20 protein-coding genes are annotated in these 21,052 nt (G+C 63.7%); 12 read left to right on the plus strand and 8 right to left on the minus strand.

Annotation, left to right across the window (positions count from 1 at the left end; all coding sequences use genetic code 11):
* The first annotated feature begins 1 nt into the window (after position 1).
* Positions 2–487, plus strand: coding sequence for a hypothetical protein (locus MESOP_RS07205; RefSeq protein WP_013892671.1), 486 nt, complete (start codon positions 2–4; stop codon positions 485–487).
* A gap of 28 nt (positions 488–515) precedes the next feature.
* On the opposite strand, the gene MESOP_RS07210 is transcribed toward MESOP_RS07205, so the two are convergent.
* Positions 516–2,048: a sensor histidine kinase gene (locus MESOP_RS07210; protein WP_083833223.1), complete on the minus strand. Its 1,533-nt coding sequence runs from the start codon at positions 2,046–2,048 to the stop codon at positions 516–518.
* Positions 2,049–2,181: 133 nt separating this feature from the next.
* Here MESOP_RS07210 and MESOP_RS33440 point away from each other — a divergent pair, with 133 nt between their 5' ends.
* Positions 2,182–2,355, plus strand: coding sequence for a hypothetical protein (locus MESOP_RS33440; RefSeq protein WP_013892673.1), 174 nt, complete (start codon positions 2,182–2,184; stop codon positions 2,353–2,355).
* A 29-nt stretch (positions 2,356–2,384) separates the two neighbouring features.
* Here MESOP_RS33440 and MESOP_RS07215 read toward each other — a convergent pair whose 3' ends face one another.
* The gene (locus tag MESOP_RS07215; protein ID WP_013892674.1) at positions 2,385–3,305 is read right to left on the minus strand and encodes a diacylglycerol/lipid kinase family protein; all 921 of its coding nucleotides are present in this window, start codon (positions 3,303–3,305) and stop codon (positions 2,385–2,387) included.
* A 288-nt stretch (positions 3,306–3,593) separates the two neighbouring features.
* Between MESOP_RS07215 and MESOP_RS07220 the strand changes: the two genes are divergently transcribed.
* The gene (locus MESOP_RS07220; protein ID WP_013892675.1) at positions 3,594–4,901 is read left to right on the plus strand and encodes a PRC-barrel domain-containing protein; all 1,308 of its coding nucleotides are present in this window, start codon (positions 3,594–3,596) and stop codon (positions 4,899–4,901) included.
* A gap of 88 nt (positions 4,902–4,989) precedes the next feature.
* On the opposite strand, the gene MESOP_RS07225 is transcribed toward MESOP_RS07220, so the two are convergent.
* Complete coding sequence (locus MESOP_RS07225; protein ID WP_013892676.1) at positions 4,990–6,543, minus strand: alkaline phosphatase family protein; 1,554 nt, start codon at positions 6,541–6,543, stop codon at positions 4,990–4,992.
* A 227-nt stretch (positions 6,544–6,770) separates the two neighbouring features.
* On the opposite strand from MESOP_RS07225, the gene MESOP_RS07230 reads away from it, so the two are divergent.
* From MESOP_RS07230 to MESOP_RS07245, 4 genes are all read left to right on the plus strand, one after another.
* Positions 6,771–7,703: a VOC family protein gene (locus MESOP_RS07230; RefSeq protein ID WP_013892677.1), complete on the plus strand. Its 933-nt coding sequence runs from the start codon at positions 6,771–6,773 to the stop codon at positions 7,701–7,703.
* A gap of 4 nt (positions 7,704–7,707) precedes the next feature.
* Complete coding sequence (locus MESOP_RS07235; RefSeq protein WP_013892678.1) at positions 7,708–8,328, plus strand: alpha/beta hydrolase; 621 nt, start codon at positions 7,708–7,710, stop codon at positions 8,326–8,328.
* A 3-nt stretch (positions 8,329–8,331) separates the two neighbouring features.
* Complete coding sequence (locus tag MESOP_RS07240; RefSeq protein WP_013892679.1) at positions 8,332–8,631, plus strand: GNAT family N-acetyltransferase; 300 nt, start codon at positions 8,332–8,334, stop codon at positions 8,629–8,631.
* A 142-nt stretch (positions 8,632–8,773) separates the two neighbouring features.
* The gene (locus MESOP_RS07245) at positions 8,774–9,832 is read left to right on the plus strand and encodes a dipeptidase (RefSeq protein WP_013892680.1); all 1,059 of its coding nucleotides are present in this window, start codon (positions 8,774–8,776) and stop codon (positions 9,830–9,832) included.
* Positions 9,833–9,837: 5 nt separating this feature from the next.
* Here the strand turns inward: MESOP_RS07245 and MESOP_RS07250 are convergent, their stop codons facing one another.
* The 4 genes from MESOP_RS07250 to MESOP_RS07265 form a co-directional block, all read right to left on the minus strand.
* Entirely contained in the window at positions 9,838–10,089 is a 252-nt protein-coding gene (locus tag MESOP_RS07250; RefSeq protein WP_013892681.1) for a hypothetical protein, read from the minus strand.
* Between the two features lie 2 nt (positions 10,090–10,091).
* Positions 10,092–11,321, minus strand: a complete 1,230-nt coding sequence (locus tag MESOP_RS07255) for an aminomethyl transferase family protein (protein ID WP_013892682.1) — start codon at positions 11,319–11,321, stop codon at positions 10,092–10,094.
* Positions 11,322–11,532: 211 nt separating this feature from the next.
* Positions 11,533–13,098, minus strand: a complete 1,566-nt coding sequence (locus MESOP_RS07260) for a phytoene desaturase family protein (protein ID WP_013892683.1) — start codon at positions 13,096–13,098, stop codon at positions 11,533–11,535.
* Positions 13,085–14,704 carry a phytoene desaturase family protein gene (locus MESOP_RS07265; RefSeq protein ID WP_013892684.1) on the minus strand — a complete coding sequence of 540 codons (1,620 nt, stop codon included), beginning with the start codon at positions 14,702–14,704 and terminating at the stop codon, positions 13,085–13,087. Before MESOP_RS07265 ends, MESOP_RS07260 begins: the two co-directional genes overlap by 14 nt.
* 194 nt (positions 14,705–14,898) lie before the next feature.
* Here MESOP_RS07265 and MESOP_RS07270 point away from each other — a divergent pair, with 194 nt between their 5' ends.
* The 5 genes from MESOP_RS07270 to MESOP_RS07290 all read left to right on the plus strand — a co-directional run bounded on the left by MESOP_RS07270 (position 14,899) and on the right by MESOP_RS07290 (position 20,010).
* Positions 14,899–15,693, plus strand: a complete 795-nt coding sequence (locus tag MESOP_RS07270; RefSeq protein WP_013892685.1) for a methyltransferase domain-containing protein — start codon at positions 14,899–14,901, stop codon at positions 15,691–15,693.
* Between the two features lie 6 nt (positions 15,694–15,699).
* The gene (gene betI / locus MESOP_RS07275; RefSeq protein WP_013892686.1) at positions 15,700–16,407 is read left to right on the plus strand and encodes a transcriptional regulator BetI; all 708 of its coding nucleotides are present in this window, start codon (positions 15,700–15,702) and stop codon (positions 16,405–16,407) included.
* Between the two features lie 25 nt (positions 16,408–16,432).
* Complete coding sequence (locus MESOP_RS07280; protein ID WP_013892687.1) at positions 16,433–17,515, plus strand: ABC transporter substrate-binding protein; 1,083 nt, start codon at positions 16,433–16,435, stop codon at positions 17,513–17,515.
* 111 nt (positions 17,516–17,626) lie between these two features.
* Positions 17,627–18,703 (plus strand): extracellular solute-binding protein, encoded by a 1,077-nt coding sequence (locus MESOP_RS07285; RefSeq protein ID WP_013892688.1) that lies wholly within the window; start codon positions 17,627–17,629, stop codon positions 18,701–18,703.
* Positions 18,700–20,010, plus strand: a complete 1,311-nt coding sequence (locus MESOP_RS07290; RefSeq protein ID WP_013892689.1) for a flavin monoamine oxidase family protein — start codon at positions 18,700–18,702, stop codon at positions 20,008–20,010. The genes MESOP_RS07285 and MESOP_RS07290 overlap by 4 nt, the downstream gene beginning before the upstream one ends.
* Here MESOP_RS07290 and MESOP_RS07295 read toward each other — a convergent pair.
* Complete coding sequence (locus MESOP_RS07295) at positions 19,974–21,047, minus strand: ABC transporter ATP-binding protein (protein ID WP_041164024.1); 1,074 nt, start codon at positions 21,045–21,047, stop codon at positions 19,974–19,976. The genes MESOP_RS07290 and MESOP_RS07295 overlap by 37 nt on opposite strands.
* Between the last annotated feature and the right edge of the window lie 5 nt (positions 21,048–21,052).

Here is a 21,052-nt window from a genome sequence, read left to right on the forward strand (position 1 = left end):
GATGGGACTGCTGGCATCGCTGCTTTCGGGTTTCGCCTCGGGTGAAACTTTGGCCGCCGTGCGCCGCGCGCGCACGGCGGCCATCGTCTATGCGCTCGCCGCTCTGGCGGCATTGTGCGGTCTCGGCTTTCTGGTGGGGGCCGCCTATATCTGGGCGGCGGCCCGCTATGGATCGCTGGCGGCGGCGCTCGGTTTCGGTGTCGGCTTTCTGGTGGTCGCGGGCCTCGTTCTCCTGATCCATCGGTTGATGTCCGGCGCTCGCGCTCGCCGCGAGGCAAAGCGGCGCAAAACCGACATGAAGGCGATCGGCGTCACGGCCGCACTGGCCCTGCTGCCGACGTTGCTCAAGGGGACAGGGGGACTCAAGGGGAAAGGCGGCCTCGGGATCATTCTGGGCCCGGCCGTGGCGCTCGCGGCCTATGCCATTTACCGCGAGAACTCCAAACCCGGCGCTGACCATCCGGATGATGCCGGCGAGGGGAAATAACGTCGCCGCTTCGGCCCGGATGGGTCCGTCATTTCGACAGGTCTTCCAGGGGCATCGATATTTCGGCGAATACGCCCTCCTGACGGAATTCATGGGTCACTTCGCTTGAAAGGACCTTGGCTAGGCTGCGCCGGATGAGGATCGAGCCGAACCCGTGGCGCTGGGGCGGGGTAACCTGCGGGCCGCCGCTTTCGCGCCAGGTCAGCACCAGGCGACGGTCGCTCTTCCTGCCTTGCGCCTTCCAGCCGAGATCGACCTTGCCCGACGCAACCGACAGCGATCCATATTGCAATGCGTTGCTGGCCAACTCGTGCAGGATAAGGCCAAGGCCGACGGCCTGATCGGGCGACAGCAGCAGGTCGGCCCCGGAAATCGTCATACGCGGCTGGCCGGCTGTGTCAAAGGGTCCGGTCTCGATCTGGACGAGTTCGCGGATACCGATGCCGCGCCACTCTCGGTCGGACAAAAGATTGTGCGCGACGCCCAGGGCCTGAAGCCGGGCACCGAAGGCTTCCAGGAATTCGCTCGGCTGGCGGGCATGACGCACGGTCTGCGTCGCCAGCGCCTGGACGGTCGCCAGCGTGTTCTTGACGCGATGGTTGAGTTCGCGCAGCAACAGCCGCTGCCGCTCGTCGCCGAGCTTGCGTTCGGAGATGTCGTAGTTGACGCCGAAGATGAGCGTCGGCTTGCCCTCGCCGTCGCGTTCGATGACACGGCCACGCGTCGCGACCCAACGCGGCGGATGGAAGCCCTTTACGCGATATTCACCGAAGTAGTCGTCACTGCCGGTCAAGGCGTCGCGAAAGCGGGTCTCGGTCTGGTAGACGTCGCGCGGATCGATGGCGGTGAGGATGTCGCGTGCCCGCAGCCGGGTCGAGCGTGGCAGGTTGAACAGTTCCGACAGCCGGACATCGCATTCGATGATGTCGGTGCGGATGTCCCATGCCCAGCTGGCAAGCGAGGCCGCGTCGAGCGCGATGGCGCGGCGTTTTTCCTCGCGCGCCAGTGCGGCCTCGGCGATAGCGCCGCTGCGGGTTGCGTCCTTCAGGGTGAACAGGCTGGCGGCGAGGCCGGCGAGCCTCTTCAACTGGTCGAGCGTGGCGGGGGACGGATAGGCATGCGGCTTGCGGTCGAGGACGCATAGCGTGCCGATCCTTGCGCCGGCCACCAGCATCGGCGCGCCGGCATAGAAGCGCACATGGTGCTTGCCGGTGACCAGCGGGTTGGTTTTGAAGCGTGGATCCGTCGTTGCGTCCGTCACCACCATGGGTTCGTCGCCGGCGGCGATGGCGTGGGCGCAGAAGGAGATGTCGGTCGTCGTTTCGGTCTCGTCCAGGCCAAAGCAGGACTTGAACCATTGCCGCTCGATATCGACGAGCGTGACCAGGGCGATCGGCGCTCGCATGACGGTCGCGGCAAGGCTGCTGATGCGGTCGAAGTCCAGGTCCGCGGCCGTATCCAGCATCTCCAGCCCGTGCAGCACGGCCAGACGGCTTTCGTCCTTCACCGCGCCCGCAACCGCGGCCGGCAGAGCCGGCACTGTTTCCACCTTGCTATTCACCCAAGTCCCCAAAGCCCAGCCCCGGTCTTTGCCGCTTCGCCGGCCTGCGGCCGATCGGCTCGTCTCGGAACCATCCTAGCAAGGAACCGTTACCGAGAACGTCAACAGGCGCGGAACGAAACAAGGACCGGCCATGATCAAGATCATTCCCGAAAACAAAGCGCGTCAGGGGCGATGGGGCAGGCATGGCTTGCGTATCCTGATCGCCGCACTGCTTCTCGCCTTCGCGGCCTGGGGCATCGCCGAAATCTATGGCGAGGTCGCCAAGACGCCGGCGACAGAGCAAGGAAGCGCGCCGAGCAACTAGAGCCTTGACCGTCATCGTCCGAGATCGCATCAGGCGGCCTTTGCCTCGGCAATGCTGGCCGGCACCAGGACATTGAGCGCGCCAGGCCGGATTTCGAGCGTCGTGTCGCGGTCGAGCCTGACCAGTTCGCCATCCATCACAGCGTGGAACTTCTTACTGCCCGAGTGGATTTTCAGAACCGCCCGGTCGGCTTGGTGGATTTCGACATGCTCGTTGTCGCGCCATTTGCCACGCGCCACGTCGAAGAAGAATTTGACCAGTTCTGCACGCTGCTGCGCCACCGTGACGTAGATACCGAGCACGCCGCCAGCAGGGTTGTCGGCATAGGGCAGGTGGCCTTCGCCAAACAAATTGTTGGTAATACCGATGCCGGTGATGCGCGCCGCGATCTCGGTTTCGCCGATATTTAACGTGACGTTCATCGCCGGCGGATTCTTGATCGTCGCCCACGCCGCCTTAGCCGAAGCCCCGATCTTTCCCAGGCGCGAACCGAATTCCATCCTTTGGCGCAACTGAACCATCCTCGCATGCATGCCGATGGAGAACTGATGGATGAAGGGCTGGCCGTTGGCCGTGGCCATGTCGACGGCGATGATTTCGCCGTCGGCGAAGGATTTCAGCGCGGCATCGAGCGACTGTGGAATGCCCAGGCCGCGTGCGAACAGGTTCATGGTGCCAGCCGGCAATATGGCAAGCGCTTTGTTCTTGCCCATCAGCCTGGCGGCCGCGGCGGAAATGGTTCCGTCGCCGCCACCGGCCAGCACGACATCGACGGCACGGCGCGAAGCGACGCTGTCGAGGGTCTCGACCACGTCCTTGCCGGCAACGACATCGATGCTGAGAGAATGGCCAGCACTTTCCAGGGTCCGACGCATCCTGTCGGAAAAAGCCGCGAGGTCGGTGGTGCGCATGGTGCCACCGTCCCGGTTCAGCACCGCCGCAAATTTCATGCCCCGCTCCGCTGCCTAAGACACAGTCCGGCCGGCATGCGCCCAGCCGAAGGCTGAAACGCAGCGAAGCGGAAAAGGTTCCGGCGGCACCGGGATCCGCGGTTGCATCCAGTGGGCCTGCCCCGCATTTCGCTTCAGGTTTCATCACCAATGCCACGCGGCTTTTTGTCGGAACAACAGCATGGTCACGACGTTGTGAACTTGTAGAAATGCCGCGCTCGATCTCACCGGCGACGGTCAAAACCGGGCGCGGCGTGCACGCAACTCAGGCACGCAGGAGAGATGATCATGATCCGCACCCTTTTAGCTTCGACCGCACTCGCAGCCCTGGTCGCGACCGGCGCCTTTGCGCAGACCGAGGCAAGCCCGGGACCGGCCACACCTTCCGTCCAGCAGCCCGCCGCTGGTTCGGCGATACACGCCGAAGGTAGCATCGTCACCAACATCATCGGCGAATCCGTCTATAACGGCCCCGGTGACGACGCCGAAAATATCGGCAAGGTCACCGATGTCGTCTTCGACAAGGATGGCATGACGAAATCCGTCGTCATCGGCGTCGGCGGCTTTCTCGGTGTCGGAACGAAGGATGTCGCCTTCGACTACGACAAGCTGCAATGGGCCGAGAAGAATGGCGACCGGTGGCTGATTGCCAAGACAACCAAGGACGAGTTGAAGGCCCAACCTGAATTCGACAGCAAGCCTTATGAACCCGCGTCAGCGCCTGCGGCTTCCAACGCGGCAGCACCCGCGGCAACGGATACGGCACAGGCACCTGCCGCCGCACCGGCCGAGCCGGTAAAGCGCGCCGATGGCAATCTTGCCACCAACATCATCGGTGAGACCGTCTACAACGGCACCGGCGACGACGCACAGAACATCGGCAGCGTCAACGACATCGTGCTGAGCAAGGAGGGCAAGGCCCAGTCACTGGTGATCGGCGTGGGCGGGTTCCTTGGCCTCGGGGCCAAGAACGTGACCTATGACTTCAACAAGGCACAGTGGGCCGAGAAGAACGGCGACCGCTGGCTGGTGGCGCAGACCACCAAGGAAGAGCTGCAGGCGCAACCGGATTTCAACCGCAAGGCCTATGACCCGGTGCCGGCAACGACGGCGTCCAATGCGCCGGCGGCAACCACTCCGGCCGCCGCGCCCTCCGGCACGACGGCCCCCGCCGCTCCGGCAAACAAGACGGCGCAGGCGCCGGCATCCCCAGATGCCTCGGCTCCCGACCAGACGCAGACCGCGGCCATCGACAAGTCGGCGCTGACGGAAATGCCGATTGGCGAAATCCGTGGCGAGGACCTGAAAGGCACGACCGTCTATGGCGCCAATGATGCCAAGGTCGGCGAGATCGGCGATGTCGTGCTGACGCCCGACAACAAGCCCGACGCCGTGATCGTCGACGTCGGCGGCTTCCTCGGCATAGGCTCGAAGGAAGTGGCTGTCGGCATGGATAATTTGAAGTTCATGACCGACAAGAACGGCAAGAAGTACCTGTACACGACCTTCACCAAGGAACAGCTCCAGGCCCAGACCGCCTATGACAAGGGCAGCTATGCCGAGAAGCGGGACCAGCAGCGGATGATTGTGAGGTAAGGGAATAGGGAATAGGGATAGGCAGTAGGCAGTAGGGAATAGGGAAGAATAGAGCTGGCCAACATCAGGCCGCCGCGGATGCTACTGCCTACTGCCTACTGCCTACATACCCAGCCACACCATTGTCCGTCAGTTCCGCCAGCGCCAGTGACTGGTCGAGATGTTCGGCACGCCAGGCGAGAAGCCGCTCGGCGAATTCCAGACGGGTGGACAGATGCGCAGGGCTGGTGGCGAGGTTGGTCAGTTCGCCAGGGTCTGCCTCGACGTCGAAAAGCAAGGGTGGCAAGCCGCCGCCGAAATGTACGTATTTGAATTTTTTGGTGCGGATGACGGCCAAATTGCACTGGCGCGAGGCAATGCCGAAATGCCGCTCGGCCTCGCCGTCCGCGATCGAGCGGAAATCGAACTCCCAATGAGCGGCGTCGCGCCAGACAGCGGGCGTTCCGCCGCTCAGGAACGGTTTCAGCGAGCATCCGTCGAGATGCGGCTCGGGGGCCCCACCAAGCAGATCCATAAGCGTGGGTAAGATGTCGACCGCTTCGGTGAAGCGATCGACCGTGCTGCCGGCGGCTTTGCGATGTCGCGGATCGCGAATGACCAGCGGGATGTGGTAGCTGCCGTCGAAGTAGCCGCCCTTGCCCAGCATGAAATGGTCGCCCATCATCTCGGCGTGGTCCGACGTCAGCACGATGAGGGTGTCGTTCCACGCACCCGCGGCCTTGACTGCTTGCCAGATGCGGCCGAGTTGCGCGTCCATCTCCGCGATCATGCCGTAATAGATCGCGCGGATCTGGCGGAAATCATCCTCGCTCCAGTCGTGCACTTTGCCCACAGCGCCGGATCGGAACTTCGCGCGTTTCTGCCGGCCAAGATCATAGGCGAGATAGGGATGGCTCTGCGCTTCGGCCCGCCAGCTCTCCGCGCGGTGAAAGACCGGGCCGTCGGCCGGATCGTACAGCGTGTTGTAGGGCTCCGGCACGATGAAGGGTGGGTGCGGGCTGATGAAGGAGAGATGCGCGAACCAGGGCGTGGCCTGCTCCTGCTCGCCCAGCCAGCGGATGAACTCACCGGCAAGGAAAGCGGTCGGCGTATGGTCTTTCGAATAGGCTGGCGGCGCCTCTGTCACTGCGTCGGCATGATCTTCCAGGGGACGATGGATGCCGGGCGATCCGGCGCTGACATCGATGCCTTGCTGCTTCAGCCAGGAAAGCCATTGCTTCTGATGCTCGGGCAGCAGCTGGCGCACCGTGAAACCCGGCAGCACGCCTTCGTAGCTTTGCAGCCTTGGGTCGCCTGGCGCCAGCAAGCGCGGATCGAGCGACACATCGGTGTAGCCGAACAGCGTCGGGTCGTAGCCCAGACTGCGCGCATGCAGCGCAATGTTGCCGTGGCGAGCGTCGAGTGGCGTGCCGTTGCGGCAGACGCGATTGTTCATCTGGTAGAGGCCGGTGTAGAGGCAGGCGCGAGCCGGCGAGCAAGGTGCGGCGCCGCCATAGTGGCGCTTGAACAGCACGCCTTCGGCGGCCAGCGCATCGGCATTCGGTGTCCTCACCACGGGATGGCCGGCGGCCGAGAGGCTATCGCCGCGCCACTGGTCGCAGGTAATCAGGAGAACGTTGGGGCGCCTGCCTGTTCCAGCCACGTGTTATACCTTTCGCTGCATTGTTCGAACGCCGCTCATGGAACCGATTTCCGGCAATGGCGCAAGACCGCTTCTGTGAGTCGATTGGTGAACAAATAGCTTTCGATTGTTCACTTTTGCAGCACAGTCCATTCTGTGTTTGCCGCCTTTGCCGCAAACGGTGGTGTCCTCATATTGGGGTGGACAGCGGCGAGGGCCGCACAGACACCAAGGGAAGGAGCAAGACAATGCTCGACCAGATCAAGGGGCTGCATCACGTCACCTCGATGGCCAAGGATGCAAGGCAGAACAATGATTTCTTCACCCACAAGCTCGGCCTGCGCCGGGTCAAGAAAACCGTCAATTTCGACGCGCCCGACATCTACCATCTCTATTATGGCGACGAGGTCGGCACGCCCGGTTCGGTGATGACTTATTTCCCGTTTCCCAATATCGGCAAGGGCCGTCGCGGGGTCGGCGAAGTCGGCACCACGGTTTATTCCGTGCCGCAGGGCACGCTCGCCTATTGGGAAAAGCGCTTTGCCGATGAAGGCGTGACCGGCGTCTCGCGCGGGGAGAGCTTCGGTGAGAAGCGGATCAGGTTTGATGGCCCCGACGGCGACGGTTTCGCGCTGGTCGAGGACAAGGCCGACAGCCGTGCGCCCTGGGCCAAGGGCGGCATTCCCGCCGACGAGGCGATCCGTGGCTTTCACTCGGTTGCGCTCAGGCTGAAGGATGGCGGCGCCACCGAGGAGCTCTTGAAGTTCATGGGCTACGAGGAAGTCGAGAAATCGGGCACGGTCAGGCGGCTGGCGCTGAAGAACGGCAACGGCGCTGATGTCGTCGACATCGAATCGCTGCCGACGGCGGCCTTCGCCGATCTCGGCGCCGGCTCCGTCCACCATGTCGCCTTTGCCGTCGAGAACCGCGCCAAGCAGCTCGAAGTGCGCAAGGCTCTGACCGACACCGGCTATGGGGTGACGCCGGTGATCGACCGTGACTATTTCTGGGCGATCTATTTCCGCACGCCGGGCGGTGTGCTGTTCGAAGTCGCCACCAACGAACCGGGTTTCGACAGGGATGAAGATACCGCTCATCTCGGTGAGGCGCTGAAGCTGCCGACGCAGCACCAGCACCTCAGACCCTATCTCGAACAGCATCTGCAGAAACTGGAAGGCTGAAGCCATGAGCAAGGACGCCTACATCCACAAGGTGCTGCCCGGTTCGCCCGGCGGTCCGCTGCTCTTCGTCTTCCATGGCACGGGAGGCGACGAGAGCCAGCTTGTCTCACTGGGGCGCGATCTCGCGCCCCAGGCCACCATCATCTCGCCGCGTGGCGATGTGTCCGAACAAGGCGCGGCGCGCTTCTTCCGCCGTACCGGCGAGGGCGTCTATGACATGGACGATTTGGCGCGGGCGACGGGCAAGATGGCAGGGTTCGTCAAGGCGCATGTTGAGGCTGCGAAGCCATCGGCGGTGCTTGGCCTCGGCTATTCCAACGGCGCCAACATCCTGGCCTCGGTGGTGTTCGGGGCACCGGCACTGTTCGACGCTTCGGTGCTGATGCATCCGCTGATCCCGTTCGAACCAAAGGTCAACGGCAGCCTCGCCGGCCGTCACATCTTGGTGAGCGCCGGCAAGCGCGATCCGATCTGCCCGCCGAACCTGACGACACGGCTCGAAGCCTATTTGCGTGCCGACGGCGCCGATGTCACAGTGGAGTGGCACGATGGCGGGCACGAGGTGCGGCCGAATGAGATCGAGGCGGCCCGGCTTTTTTTTGCCGGTGCCGCGCAAGGAGTCTAGCAGATGCCCGACCAACTGCCTGAAATCGAACTGGAGGATCGCGGCTCGAAGGGCCGCTATGTCTTGCGCGGCCCCGGTGGCGCCGAGGCCGAGATGACCTTCACCAAGATCGGCGAGCACCAGATCATCATCGATCACACAGAAGTGCCGGACGTCTTTCGCGGCCAGGGTGCCGGGCTTCGGCTCGTGACCCGCGCCGTCGAGGATGCGCGTGCGGCGGGCAAGAAGATCATCCCGCTTTGTCCGTTCGCCAACGCCCAGTTCCGCCGGCATAAGGAATGGGCCGACGTGCTGAAGCAATAGGATCGTACAGGCGGGTGATCAGCTGCGCGGGGACAAAAGCGCAGCCACTGGCACGGCTTTGTAATTTGCGCGGGTAGCACATCGTGCCTAAGTGGGTATGATAATCGCTCCCGCGCCGACAAACGAACCGAATGATCCCCCAATGACCGCATCCGATCTCGTCCCCGTCTTCGACGGCCATAACGACACGCTGCTCAGGCTGTATCAGTCCAAGGACACGGACGTCGAAAAGCTGTTTATCGAGGGGAAATCGGGCGGCCACATCGATCTGCCGCGCGCCAAGGCCGGCGGCTTTGCCGGCGGCATGTTCGCCATCTTCCCGCCGCCGGTCGAGAAAGCCAGGCGCAGCGCCGTACCCTCGGCACCGAGCGACAGCGAGCCTTTGCCTCCCGAAGTCCCGCGCACCGATGCGCTCAACTCTACGATTGCTATGGCCTCGATCCTGTTTCGGCTGGAACGGGCGGGGGCGCTGGCCGTCTGCCGCAGCGCCGCCGATGTGCGCAACGCCATGGCCAAAGGCACGATCGCGGCCGTGTTCCACATCGAGGGCGTCGAAGCCATCGATCCCGAACTCACCATGCTCGACGTGCTGCATGCCGCGGGCCTGCGTTCGCTCGGCATCGTCTGGAGCCGGCCGAATGCCTTTGGCCATGGCGTGCCGTTCCGCTTTCCCTCTTCGCCCGACACCGGGCCTGGGCTGACCGATGCCGGCAAGGCGCTGGTCAAGGCCTGCAACGAGCTGAAGATCATGATCGACCTCTCGCATCTCAACGAGAAAGGCTTTCGCGACGTGGTTGCGCTTAGTGATGCACCGCTGGTTGCCACGCACTCCAACGTGCATGCGATCTGCGGTCATTCGCGCAACCTCACCGACTGGCAACTCGGCGCGATCCGCGAGTCCGGCGGCATGGTCGGGCTGAACTTTGCCACCGGGTTCCTGCGCGAGGACGGCCGCATGAATGCCGACACCAGCCTCGACATCATGGTGCGCCATGTCGATTCCCTGCTGCAGGCCTTGGGCGAGGATGGCGTCGGTCTCGGCTCGGATTTCGATGGCGCCATGATCCCGGCAGTCATCGGAGATGTGGCCGGCCTGCCGAAGCTGATCGATGCGCTGGCCGCGCGCGGCTTCGGGCGGGCGCTGATCGAGAAGATCGCTTACCGCAACTGGCTAAGCATGCTGGAAAGAACGATAGGCTGAACCACCTATTCGAAGCCGATGCGCTTCAGCCAGTCCTTGCCGACGCCACGATCCCTGATGATCGGCAGCGGGTTTTCCGAATCGAGCCTTGCGCAGATGCGATAGACTTCGAGCGTCTCGGCGCTCATCTCGCCGCGTTTGTAGAAGTACATGGCGGCGGCATAGCGCGTGCGTCCCGACCATTTCTCGCCGAGCGGCGTGTTGACCAGCTCCCACTGCTCGGTGGCTTCCCAATCTTCATCTGTCTCGCCGGCCATGGTCAGAAATCCGCCGGCGGATTGGCGGTGCGGCGATCGAGCTTTATGAAGGGTCGCGCCACCACCTTGGCCCGCTTCATCAGCTTCTGGTATTGCAGCTCGCGCATGGCGTAGATCTCGACCCAGAGGTCCTCCACCACAGTATCACCGTAGGGCCGCGCCAGCGAGGCGATGGCGATGTTGCGCTTGGCCATCGGCGACCACATGGCGGCGCTGACCAGACCGACCTCCTGGCTTTTCTTGTGGTAGACAATGGCGTGTTCGGCCGGGACGTTGCCTTCGATCTCCAGTCCGACCAGCACATGGCGGAGCCTACGTTTGGCGCGGGCCTCGAGAATAGCGCGGCGGCCGTTGAAATGGCCTTTTTCGGGATCGATCATGAAGTCGAGCCCGATCTCGTCCGGCATGCGCAAGCGGTCGGCGCGAATGGCGTGCTCGGCTGTGGTGAAGTCCGCATTGGCGACGATCAGCCCGGCCTCGAGCCGCGCGCGATTGAGTGCGGTGTAGCCGATGGCGCGGATGCCGCGCAGCTCGCCCGCCGCCATCAGCCGGTCCCAGAGGCTCAGCGCCTTGTCGGCCGGCACGAACAGTTCGTACCCGAGATCACCGGTGAAGCCGGTGCGCGAAATGTTGACGGCACCGCCGTCATGGGGAAAATCGGTGAGGTCAAAGACCTTGAGTTTCTCGACGCCGACGAAGCCGGCATCGCGCAGGACGGCGAAGGAGGTCGGCCCTTGCAGCGCAAGGCCGGCGACGGCCTCGGTTTCTTCCTCGACCGTGACGCTGAAGCCAATGGCGCTGTCGAGAAGCCAAGGCAGATGCCGCTCCTGCGAACACAGCCGGAAACGGGTCGGCGACAGCCGGAACAGCGTGCCGTCGTCGAGGACAAAACCTGCGTCGTCGCACCACGCCGTATAGTGGACGCGGCCGGGCTTGAGCTTCGTCACGTCGCGCAAGGTGACGCGGTCGAGGAAGGCTTCGGCGTCCGGCCCTTCGATCCGGTATTTGGTCATCGGCGAAATGTCGAACAGCGCCGCCTGGCTGCGGATGGCAAAATATTCAAGCTCCTCGTCCCACAGCGAATGCGGCGCGCGGTAGCCGGCCCAATTGTACCAGTCCTGGGTCCTGGCCAGCGCATCGAGGCGCGGCTGGAACGGCGTGCCGAGGCGCAGCGTGCGGAAATGGGATTGCGCGGCGATGCGGGCAGAGTTGATTTCCACATGATGATTCATGACGGCGTTCCTTTGCGCCCCCCTCTGTCCTGCCGGACATCTCCCCCTCTTGGGGGAAGATTGGACGTCGTCGGCGATTTCGCCAATTCTCGACGTTGCAAGGAAAGCGCCGACCGAACGAACTGCCAATCTTCCCCCAAGAGGGGGAGATGTCCGGCAGGACAGAGGGGGGCGCCGTAGAGCTGGACTTCCGTGAATAGAAAAACCATGCCTATCTCCTCATCGCAATAATACGCCGCGCAGCGTTCAGGCCCGGCGCACCCGAAACACCGCCGCCAGGATGCGAGCCGGCGCCGGCCAGGAACAGTCCGTCGAGCGGCGTGTCGTAGCCCGACCAGCCGGAGACGGGACGCGAGATCAGCATCTGGTCGGCCTGCAGTTCGCCATGGTGCCAATGGCCGCCGGGCATGCGGTAGCGCGCCTCGATGTCGGCCGGTGTCAGAAGCTCGGCGTGCACGACGCTCTTGCCGATGCCGGGGGCATAGGTGTCGAGCTGCGCCATGATAGCCTTGAGGAAGTTCGGCTTGCCGGCAGCCCAGCCCTCTTTCAACCCGTAGGGCGCATATTGCACCACCGCCGACAGCACACAGGCCCCATCAGGCGCGAGCGACGGATCGGCAAGGCTGGGCAGTGTGATCTCCATCACCGGCTCTGGCGAGAATTCGCCATATTTGGACGGGTTGAAGGCGCGCTCGACATGATCGGGCGAGGGAGCGATGACCAGGCGGCCCTTGTGACCGGCGGCATCGACGCCGGCGAATTGCGGCGGCCGGTCGAGCGCCAGATGAAGCTTGGCCGCATCACCCTTCATGCGGATGTTTTTCACCTTGCGCACGAAGCCGGTGTCGACCTGGCGCGGGCCGACAAGATCGAGGAAGGTGGTCGCCGGGTCGATGGCGGAGACGATTGTTCTGGCGCGCAGCTCCTCGCCATTGTCGAGCGCGACACCGACGGCGCGGCCGTTCTCGACAATGATTTTTGCGACCGGAACCGATGTGCGGATTGTCACGCCGGACTTCTCCGCCGAAGCGCGAATGGCGGTGACGACCGCACCCATGCCGCCTTGCGGCAGCATCTGCGCACCAGCCGCCCCGCCGGTCTCGCCGGCCAAGCGATAGTAGAGGCCAAGCAGCGAAGTCGGCGAGCGTGGACCGAGATGGCTGCCGAGCGTCGCGTCGAAGGCGAGCAGGCCTTTCAGCCTGATATCGGTAAGCTGTTCGTCGAGCAGGTCGGCCACGTTCATCAAGAGCACGCGCAGGAAATCGCGCACGTCTTCCTTGCCGAGCTTCTTCAGCGCCAGCGCGGCCTGGCCGAGGGCAGCCGTCTCAAGCAGCGACATACCGGCAAGATCGGGCGGCCGGCGGGAAAGGAACGGTTTCAATATGCCGGCGTAGCGCAGCAGCTGCGCGCGCAAATCCTTCCAGGCCGATTGTTCGGAGGAACTGGCGCCGGTCAGCACCTCGCCATAGGCGCCATGCAGGACAAGCGGCGGACCATCCGTGGACAGAGCAACCGACGGCATGAAGTCGGCGCGCAGGATTCTTAGGCCGTGCTTCTCCAGTTCCAGCGTTTTTATCACATCGGGATGCAGCCGGTTCAGCAGATGAGCGACGGACGAGACGCGAAAGCCGGGCGCGAATTCCTCGGTGCGCGCGGCGCCGCCGATTTCGGTTCCGGCTTCCAGAACCAGCGCCTTGCGGCCGGCTTTGGCCAGCGTGGCGGCGGCGATCAGGCCGTTGTGGCCGCCGCCGATGACGATTGCATCAAATGACGTCATGGGCCGGGCTCATATGCGAGGTGGATTTGGCGAGATCGCGCAGGATTTCCGCCGCCGCGTTGCGGCCGGGCGCACCCATGACGCCGCCGCCTGGATGGGTCGAGGAGCCGCACATATAGAGGCCACCGAGCGGCGAACGGTATTGCGCGTAGCCGGGCACCGGGCGGTTGAACAGAAGCTGGTCGAAGGTCAGTTCGCCCTGGAAAATGTTGCCTTCGGTGAGGCCGACCTCGGCCTCGATCTCGCGCGGCGTGCGCACCTCCATATGGATGATGCGGTCGCGGAAACCCGGCGAGTACTCGGCGATCTGCGCGATCACGCTTTCGGCGAAGCCGTCGCGATCGGCGTCGGTCCAGTCGCGGCCGTTCACCTTGGGCGGCGCATACTGCACGAAGCAGCTCATGAAGTGCTTGCCCGGCGGCGCCATCGTCGGGTCGAGCGTTGTCGGGATCACCATGTCGAGGAACGGGTCGGCCGACCAGCGACCGGCCTTCCAGTCGTCGTAGGCGCGCTCCATGCGCTCCATCGAATCGGTGAAATGCATGTCGCCGCGATAGATTGGTGAATCCTTCGGCAGCGCCGGAAATTCCGGCAGCGAATCGAGCGCGATGTTGACCTTGCCGGAGGAGCCGCGGATCTTGAAGTTCCTGACCCGGCGCAGGAAAATGTCGGGCAGCTCCTTTTCCTCGACCAGCTTGAGGAAAGTGCGCTTCACATCGGCGTTGGAGACGACGAGCTTGCCGTAAATCTCCTCGCCGCCGGCCAGCACCACGCCCTTGGCCTTGCCTCGGTTCACCAGCACATGGTCGACCTCGGCGCCGGTGCGGATGGTGCCGCCCGAGGCCTTGAACGAAGCGGCCAGCGCTTTGGTCACCGCGCCCATGCCGCCGCGCGCATAGCCCCAGGCGCCGACCGAGCCGTCGACCTCGCCCATATAGTGGTGCAGCAACACGTAAGCCGTGCCCGGCGACATCGGCCCGAGCGCGGTGCCGATGATACCGGACAAAGCGAAGTTCGCCTTGATAACATCGGTCTCGAAATATTCGTCGAGGAATTCCGAGATCGACATGGTCCAGAACCGCAGCGTCAGCGCCATCTCCTCGGCGGAGAGGCCGGCGAATTTCTTGCCGAGATAGAGCAGCTCGCCGAGGTCGCGTGGCTTGAGGCTGGTCGGGTCGGGCGCGGTGCGCATCAACAGCGGCTGGATGAAGCGGCACTGCCGCGTCACATCGCGGGCGTAGCGGTCGTAGGCTTCGGCGTCGCGCTTGGAGAAGCGGGCGAATTCGCGCCGATGGGCATCGTGGTCGCGGTAATTGGCGAGATAGTCGCCGTCGCGGGTGAACACCGCGCCGCCTTCGTAGGAGATGACCTGCAGGCCGAAGCGGGGCAATTCCAGGTCGCGCATGATTTCCGGACGAAACAGCGAGCAGACATAGGAGCAGTTGGAATAGAGGAAGCCCGGGGTCAATTCGCGGCTGGTGGCGGCGCCGCCGACCCAGTCGTTCTTCTCGACCACCAGCACGTCGAGGCCGGCGCGCTGCAGATAGCAGGCGTTGACCAGTCCATTGTGTCCGCCGCCGATGATGATCGCATCCCAAGCTTTCATTTTGGCTCAATTCTCACGTGCGACCCGCTGTTCATTTTTGCGTGATCTGTTCCCGATTGCGCGGAATTTGGCACGGCATTGGCCATTCTGTCCAGCCATACTGAATGAATGTTCAACAAATTATGTTGCGTTTTCCTCGACATGCGCTACGCTTTGCCGACGTTCGAAACGGGCATTCATCGATTGGGGATCGAATGATCGAAACGGCAGATGCCGAGCCGGAGTATGACGACACCGCCATCCGCTTCCTTGAGGCGCTGTGGGGCGATGGCTACCTGTCGCCGGGTGGACCCGAGGAGGTCGACAGGGTGATCGAAGGGCTTTCGCTTGAGGGCAGGACGATCCTCGATATCGGCTGCGGCTCGGGCGGCATCACGCTGCATCTGGTCGAGCGCCACGGCGCCGCGCACGCCACCGGTTTCGATGTCGAACAGCCGGTGATCGAGGCGGCCCGACGGCGAACTGCCGCGCGCGGGCTCACGGATCGCGCCAGCTTTCTCCAGGCGCCACCTGGACCGCTGCCTTTCGCCGATCGCTCCTTCGATGTCGTCTTTTCCAAGGACGCGCTGCTGCATGTGGCTGACAAGGACGCCTTGTTCGCCGAGATATTCCGCGTGCTGAAGCCCGGCGGTGTCTTCGCGGCCTCCAACTGGATGATTGGGCATGACGGCGAACCGTCACCCGAGATGAAGGCGTATGTCGCCGCCGAGGGCCTGTCCTTCGCCATGGCATCGCCGGCGCGCTATGCACAGGCGATGCGAGGTGCGGGCTTTGCCGATGTCACCGTCACGGACCGCAATCCCTGGTATCGCGAGGTGGCGCGCGGCGAGCTGGAAAGGCTGAAAGGACCACTCTATGCGCCGGTCGCAGCCGCGGTCGGCGCGGCCTATGTCGACAAGAATATCAGGACCTGGGAAGCCATGCAGAAGGCGCTTGACAGTGGCGAGCACCGTCCCACTCATCTGCGCGGTTGGAAGCCGGTTGGATAGCCGGCAATGCTGGAGACCGTCACATCCATGAAGACTTCCGAAGCCAGGGACATTCTCGCTGAAACGGCGCCAAAAGGCGATACCGAAAAGCGCGGCCGCAAGGCCTCGAAGGAGGTCCGTCGGCTGCAGCTGATCGAGGCGACGATCGATTCGCTGGCCAAGCGTGGCTATGCCGAGACGACGATGGCCGATGTCGCCGATGGCGCGGGTCTCTCGCGCGGCATCGTCAACTTCCATTTCGAGAGCAAGGAAAAGCTGCTGATCGCGACGTTGCAGCATATGTATGACGAGTATTCGGTGCATTGGCGCGCCTCCCTGCAGAAGGCAGGCGACGATCCGGCGCGGCAGCTGCAGCAACTGGTGTGGGCCGACTTCGACCGCTCGATCTGCAACAAGCGCAAGCTCGCCGCCTGGCTGGCCTTTTGGGGCGAGGCCAAGTCGCGGCCGACCTACCAGGCGCTGAGCAGTTCGCGCGACGCTTATTACCAGCAGGTCTTCATCGATCTCTGCACGACGCTCAAGCAGAGCGGCTCGTATGCCTATGAGCCGCAGGTGATGGCGCTGGCGCTCAGCGCCATGCTGGAGGGGCTGTGGCTGCGGCTGATGATGGGGACCGAGGACACCACCCGCGAAACCGCCCTGCTGGCGGCCAACGAATTCCTGTCGGCTGCTTTCCCGAAGCACTACCCGCTGAAAGGCGCGACCAAAGCATAAGAAAACCACAGAGGATGGAACAGCAATGAAGACATTGACGAGACGCCTGACACTGACGCTCGCGCTGGCGGGAACGCTGGCGGCTTCGGCCGCCGCATTGGCGATCGCCGCCGACAAGGACCTGGTCGTATTCGACTGGTCCGGCTATGAAGACCCCAGCTTCCACCCGAAATATGTCGAGAAGAACGGCGATTCGCCGACCTTCGCCTTCTTCGGCGACGAGGACGAAGCCTTCGAGAAGGTGCGCTCCGGCTTCAAGGCCGATCTCGGCCATCCCTGTTCGCAAAGCGTGACGAAATGGCGCGAGGCCGGCCTGCTGCAGCCGCTCGACACGTCGAAGATCACCGGCTGGAAGGACCTCAATCCCGGCATCATGGGGATGAAGAACCTTGCCACGACTGATGACGGCAAGGCTTGGTTCATGCCCTGGGACTGGGGCAACACGCAGCTGACCTACAATTCCTCCAAGATCGACGAGAAGGACGTCCAGTCGCTGAAGGCGTTTGCCGATCCGAAGTTCAAGGGCCGGGTGTCGATCGGCGACAATGTCGATGACGCCTATGCGCTGGCGAGCCTCGCCATCGGTGTCAAGGACTGGACCAAGATGACGGACGACCAGTTCAAGCAGGCGTCCGACTTCCTGCGCCAGGTGCACAAGAACGTGCGCTCCTACTGGACCGACACCACCGACGTCGTTCAACTGCTGAGCGGTGGCGAGGTCGACCTCGCCTGGGCCTGGAACGATGCGACGGTGCAGTCGGTCGCGGCCGGCGTGCCGATCAAGTCGAAGAAGGACACCAATGAGGGCATCTCGACCTGGGTCTGCGGCTATGTGCTGTTCAAGGATGCGCCCGGCAACATCGACAAGGCCTATGACTATCTGAACGCCGTCAACGATCCGGAGACCGCCAAGGTGCTGGTCAAGGACTGGGGTTACGGCCAGGCCAACGCCAAGGGCATGGCCGGCGTCGATCAGGCGATCCTGAAGGAAAAGGGCTATGACGACGTGCAGAAATTCGTCGACAAGACCCTGTTCCAGTCGCCGGTTCCCTCGGATCTCAAGCTCAAGATGATCGCTGAGTTCGAGAAGATCAAAGCCGGCTACTGAGCCGGTTTCGCCTCTCCGTCCACGCGCCGGGATGGCAGGTGGACGGGCTCGCCAAGAGAGCCGAATTCTCCTAACCTCACCGTAGCTTTTTTCGCGATGGGGGAGTTTGCCATGAAGTCAGTGCTACGCCGCCTTGCCCTTGCCACTGTCTGCATGATCGGTGCCGGTCCGCTCCATGCCTTCGCCGAAGGCGGTGGCGATCTCGTGGTGTTCGACTGGTCGGGCTATGAGGACCCGCTGCTGCACCCGGCCTACACGACCAAATATGGCGCCGAGCCGACCTTCGCCTTCTTCGGCGACGAGGACGAAGCCTTCGAGAAGATGCGGGCGGGCTTCAAGGCCGACATCGCCCATCCCTGCTCGCAAAGCGTGGTCAAGTGGCGCGAGGCCGGCATGCTGCAGCCGCTCGACACTTCCCGGATCGCGGGCTGGAAAGACCTCAATCCCGGCATCATGGCGATGAAGGATCTAGCCGTCACCGCCGATGGCAAGGCCTGGTTCATGCCCTTCGACTGGGGCAACACGTCGTTGCTCTACCGCACCGACAAGGTAACGGCCGACGAGGCGCAGTCGCTCAGGATCTTCGCCGACCCGAAGTATAGAGGCCGTGTCACGATCGGTGACAATGTCGACGACGCCTATGCGCTGGCAAGCCTGGTCATCGGGCTGAAGGACTGGACCAAGATGACCGATGCGCAGTTCCAGGAGGCGTCGGCCTTCCTGCGCGATGTGCACAAGAACATCCGTTTCTACTGGACCGACGACACCGATCTCAACCAGGCTTTCATCGGCAACGAGGTCGATCTCGTCTGGGGCTGGAACGAGACCTATGTGACGCTGAAGGGGCAGGGCCTGCCGATCGCCATGAACCGCGACAGCAAGGAAGGCATTTCGACCTGGGTGTGCGGCTATGTGGTGATGAAGGATGCGCCGGGAAAGCTGGATGAAGCCTATGATTTCCTGAACGCGGTCAACGCTCCCGCTGTTTCGGACTATCTGGTCAAGACCTTCGGCTATGGCCACGGCAACGGCGCCGGCATGGCCGCGATCGACCACAAGGTGCTGGCCGACCGCGGCTTCGACAATCTCGACAAGTTTCTCGACAAGACGCTGTTCCAGCAGCCGGTGGCGCCAGAACTGAAGCAGCGCATGGTCGCCGAGTTCGAGAAGATCAAGGCCGGCTATTGACGAACGATTTGGAAAGCACCGATGTCGTCATCGTCGGCGCCGGTTTCACCGGCCTGTCGGCAGCGCTCGAGCTGAAGAAGGCCGGCATCGATTTCCTGCTGCTGGAAGCACGCGACCGCGTCGGCGGCAGGGTCGAAGCTGTTGGTAACGGGCTTGGCGAACGGATCGACAGTGGCGGACAGTTTTTCTGCGAAGATATGCCGGAAGTGACGGCGCTGGCCGCGGCGCGCGGCAAGGTCTTCGTCGAAACCTATGTGAATGGCGATTTCATCAGCCATCCGTCGATGTCGATCGAAGAGGCCGAGCGAACCTACCATGGTGCGATGGCGATCCGCGAGCGCATGAACAGGATCGATCCCGACGATGCCTCGATTGCCGGACTGACCGTCGCCGACTGGCTTGCCCGCCAGCACGATCCGGCCGATGCCAGGGTGGCCTTCCGTTCGATGATCGAAGGCCTGTGGTGCCTGGCGCTGGACAAGGTGCCGCTCTGGCATCTGATCGACAATGACCGGCGCATCACCAACGAGGTGCCGGAGCTGCAATATTTCCTGCGCGACACCATGCAATCGCTGGCCGACGATCTGGCGGGCGATCTGGGCGGCCGGGTGCGGCTCGGTGAACCGGTCACGCGCATCGAGCACGGCCCGCAAGGGGTTCGTATCGTCTCGGCCAGCGGCGCCATAGAGGCGCGACAAGTGCTGGTCGCGCTGCCGCCGGCGACAGCCGCAAAGCTCGACTTCGCGCCTGCCTTGCCGGCGGTCCTCAACAAGGCGCTTGGCGTGTGGGAAAGCGGTGCGGTGATCAAACTGCTCGTGCGCTATGCCAGGCCGTTCTGGCGTGATCGCGACTTGTGCGGCATGGTGATGTGGCGCGACCTGCCGGGACTGTTTGCCTGCGACGCCAGCAAGGATGTCGACCACGCCGCGCTCGTCGTGTTCATCGGCGGCCCGCTGGCGCTGCGCTGGCGTGATCTTGGCGAGGCGAGGCTGCGTGCGGAAGTGACTGCCCGCCTGGAGGCAGCCCTCGGCCCGGATGCCGGCGCCGTCGTTGATTTCAGTTGGCGAGACTGGACACATGACCGCTGGAGCGGCGGCGCCTATAGCGATCTCGTCGTCGACGTGACGGCGAGGGACGCCGAGCGAACGATCCTTGCCGGCGCGCCGCCCGTGCATTTCGCCGCGTCGGAACTGTCGCCGTCATTTCCGGGCTATGTCGAGGGCGCGATCGTGGCGGGGCGCATCGCTGCCAGGAAGATCGCGGCCGCGCTTCAGTCCGACATCGCCACCAAGGCCTCGGGGTCGTAGGCGAGGCGGATCGGGGTGCCGACCGGAATGTCGTCGGCACCGAAATCGTTGGTCTCGGTCACCGACAGCGGCTTTTCCAGGCCCGGTACCTCGACGATCAGATGGGTGATCTCGCCGAAATAGTGGCGCTCGACCACCTTGCCGGCGACCTCGAATTTCGCGGTTGCATTGTCCCACAGCACGCGCAGGCGCTCCGGCCTGATACCCAGAGTAGCGCCACCGCCATTGCGCACGAAAGCCTTCGGCTTGTCGGTCTTGACGCGGCCGAAGCCCAGCGTGTCGACGACCAGCGAGGCGCCGTTCTCCTCGACGATCTCGGCCTTGACGAAGTTCATGCCGCCGAGGAAGTCGGCGACCTGGCGGTTGACCGGCCGCTGATAGATTTCCTTCGGCGAAGCGACCTGCGCGATCCTGCCGCCGAACATCACGGCAATGCGGTCGGACATGGCGAGCGCCTCATACTGGTCGTGGGTGACCAGCACGAAGGTGATGCCGACCGCCTGCTGCAGGCGCCGCAGTTCGACCTGCATCTGCTCGCGCAGTTTCTTGTCGAGCGCCGACAGCGGCTCGTCGAGCAAGAGCACCTTGGGTCGCATCACCAGCGCGCGGGCGAGCGCCACGCGCTGCCGCTGGCCGCCGGAGAGTTCGGTCGCAAGCCGCTTGCCGAGCCCGGTCAGCGACACCTGCGCCAGCGCTTCCTCGACGCGGCGCTTCTCCTCGCCGCCTTGCAGCCTCAGCCGCTTCAGCCCGTAGGCGACGTTCTGCTCGACATTGAGATGCGGGAAGATCGCGTAGCTCTGGAACACCATGTTGGTCGGCCGGCGGTTGGCTGGGATGCCTTCCATCGGCTGGCCGCCGACCGCGATCGAACCGCTGGTCGGATTGTCGAAGCCGGCGATCATGCGCAGCAGCGTGGTCTTGCCGCAGCCGGAAGGGCCGAGCAGCGAGAAGAACTCGCCTTCCCTGATGGTCAGCGAAGCATCGTCCAGCGCCTTGAACGCTCCGTAGCTGCGGGTGACGTTGCGGATCTCGATCATGGATC

It is taken from the genome of Mesorhizobium opportunistum WSM2075 (assembly GCF_000176035.2).
GTDB classification, from domain to species: Bacteria; Pseudomonadota; Alphaproteobacteria; order Rhizobiales; family Rhizobiaceae; genus Mesorhizobium; species Mesorhizobium opportunistum.

Excerpts from the sequence above, each read along its gene's own strand:
- MESOP_RS07205 (WP_013892671.1), top strand. The coding sequence starts at position 2 with ATGGGACTGCTGGCATCGCTGCTTTCGGGTTTCGCCTCGGGTGAAACT.
- MESOP_RS33440 (WP_013892673.1), top strand. The coding sequence starts at position 2,182 with ATGATCAAGATCATTCCCGAAAACAAAGCGCGTCAGGGGCGATGGGGC.
- MESOP_RS07215 (WP_013892674.1), bottom strand. The coding sequence starts at position 3,305 with ATGAAATTTGCGGCGGTGCTGAACCGGGACGGTGGCACCATGCGCACC.
- MESOP_RS07220 (WP_013892675.1), top strand. The coding sequence starts at position 3,594 with ATGATCCGCACCCTTTTAGCTTCGACCGCACTCGCAGCCCTGGTCGCG.
- MESOP_RS07230 (WP_013892677.1), top strand. The coding sequence starts at position 6,771 with ATGCTCGACCAGATCAAGGGGCTGCATCACGTCACCTCGATGGCCAAG.
- MESOP_RS07235 (WP_013892678.1), top strand. The coding sequence starts at position 7,708 with ATGAGCAAGGACGCCTACATCCACAAGGTGCTGCCCGGTTCGCCCGGC.
- MESOP_RS07240 (WP_013892679.1), top strand. The coding sequence starts at position 8,332 with ATGCCCGACCAACTGCCTGAAATCGAACTGGAGGATCGCGGCTCGAAG.
- MESOP_RS07245 (WP_013892680.1), top strand. The coding sequence starts at position 8,774 with ATGACCGCATCCGATCTCGTCCCCGTCTTCGACGGCCATAACGACACG.
- MESOP_RS07250 (WP_013892681.1), bottom strand. The coding sequence starts at position 10,089 with ATGGCCGGCGAGACAGATGAAGATTGGGAAGCCACCGAGCAGTGGGAG.
- MESOP_RS07255 (WP_013892682.1), bottom strand. The coding sequence starts at position 11,321 with ATGAATCATCATGTGGAAATCAACTCTGCCCGCATCGCCGCGCAATCC.
- MESOP_RS07260 (WP_013892683.1), bottom strand. The coding sequence starts at position 13,098 with ATGACGTCATTTGATGCAATCGTCATCGGCGGCGGCCACAACGGCCTG.
- MESOP_RS07265 (WP_013892684.1), bottom strand. The coding sequence starts at position 14,704 with ATGAAAGCTTGGGATGCGATCATCATCGGCGGCGGACACAATGGACTG.
- MESOP_RS07270 (WP_013892685.1), top strand. The coding sequence starts at position 14,899 with ATGATCGAAACGGCAGATGCCGAGCCGGAGTATGACGACACCGCCATC.
- betI (WP_013892686.1), top strand. The coding sequence starts at position 15,700 with ATGCTGGAGACCGTCACATCCATGAAGACTTCCGAAGCCAGGGACATT.
- MESOP_RS07280 (WP_013892687.1), top strand. The coding sequence starts at position 16,433 with ATGAAGACATTGACGAGACGCCTGACACTGACGCTCGCGCTGGCGGGA.
- MESOP_RS07285 (WP_013892688.1), top strand. The coding sequence starts at position 17,627 with ATGAAGTCAGTGCTACGCCGCCTTGCCCTTGCCACTGTCTGCATGATC.
- MESOP_RS07295 (WP_041164024.1), bottom strand. The coding sequence starts at position 21,047 with ATGATCGAGATCCGCAACGTCACCCGCAGCTACGGAGCGTTCAAGGCG.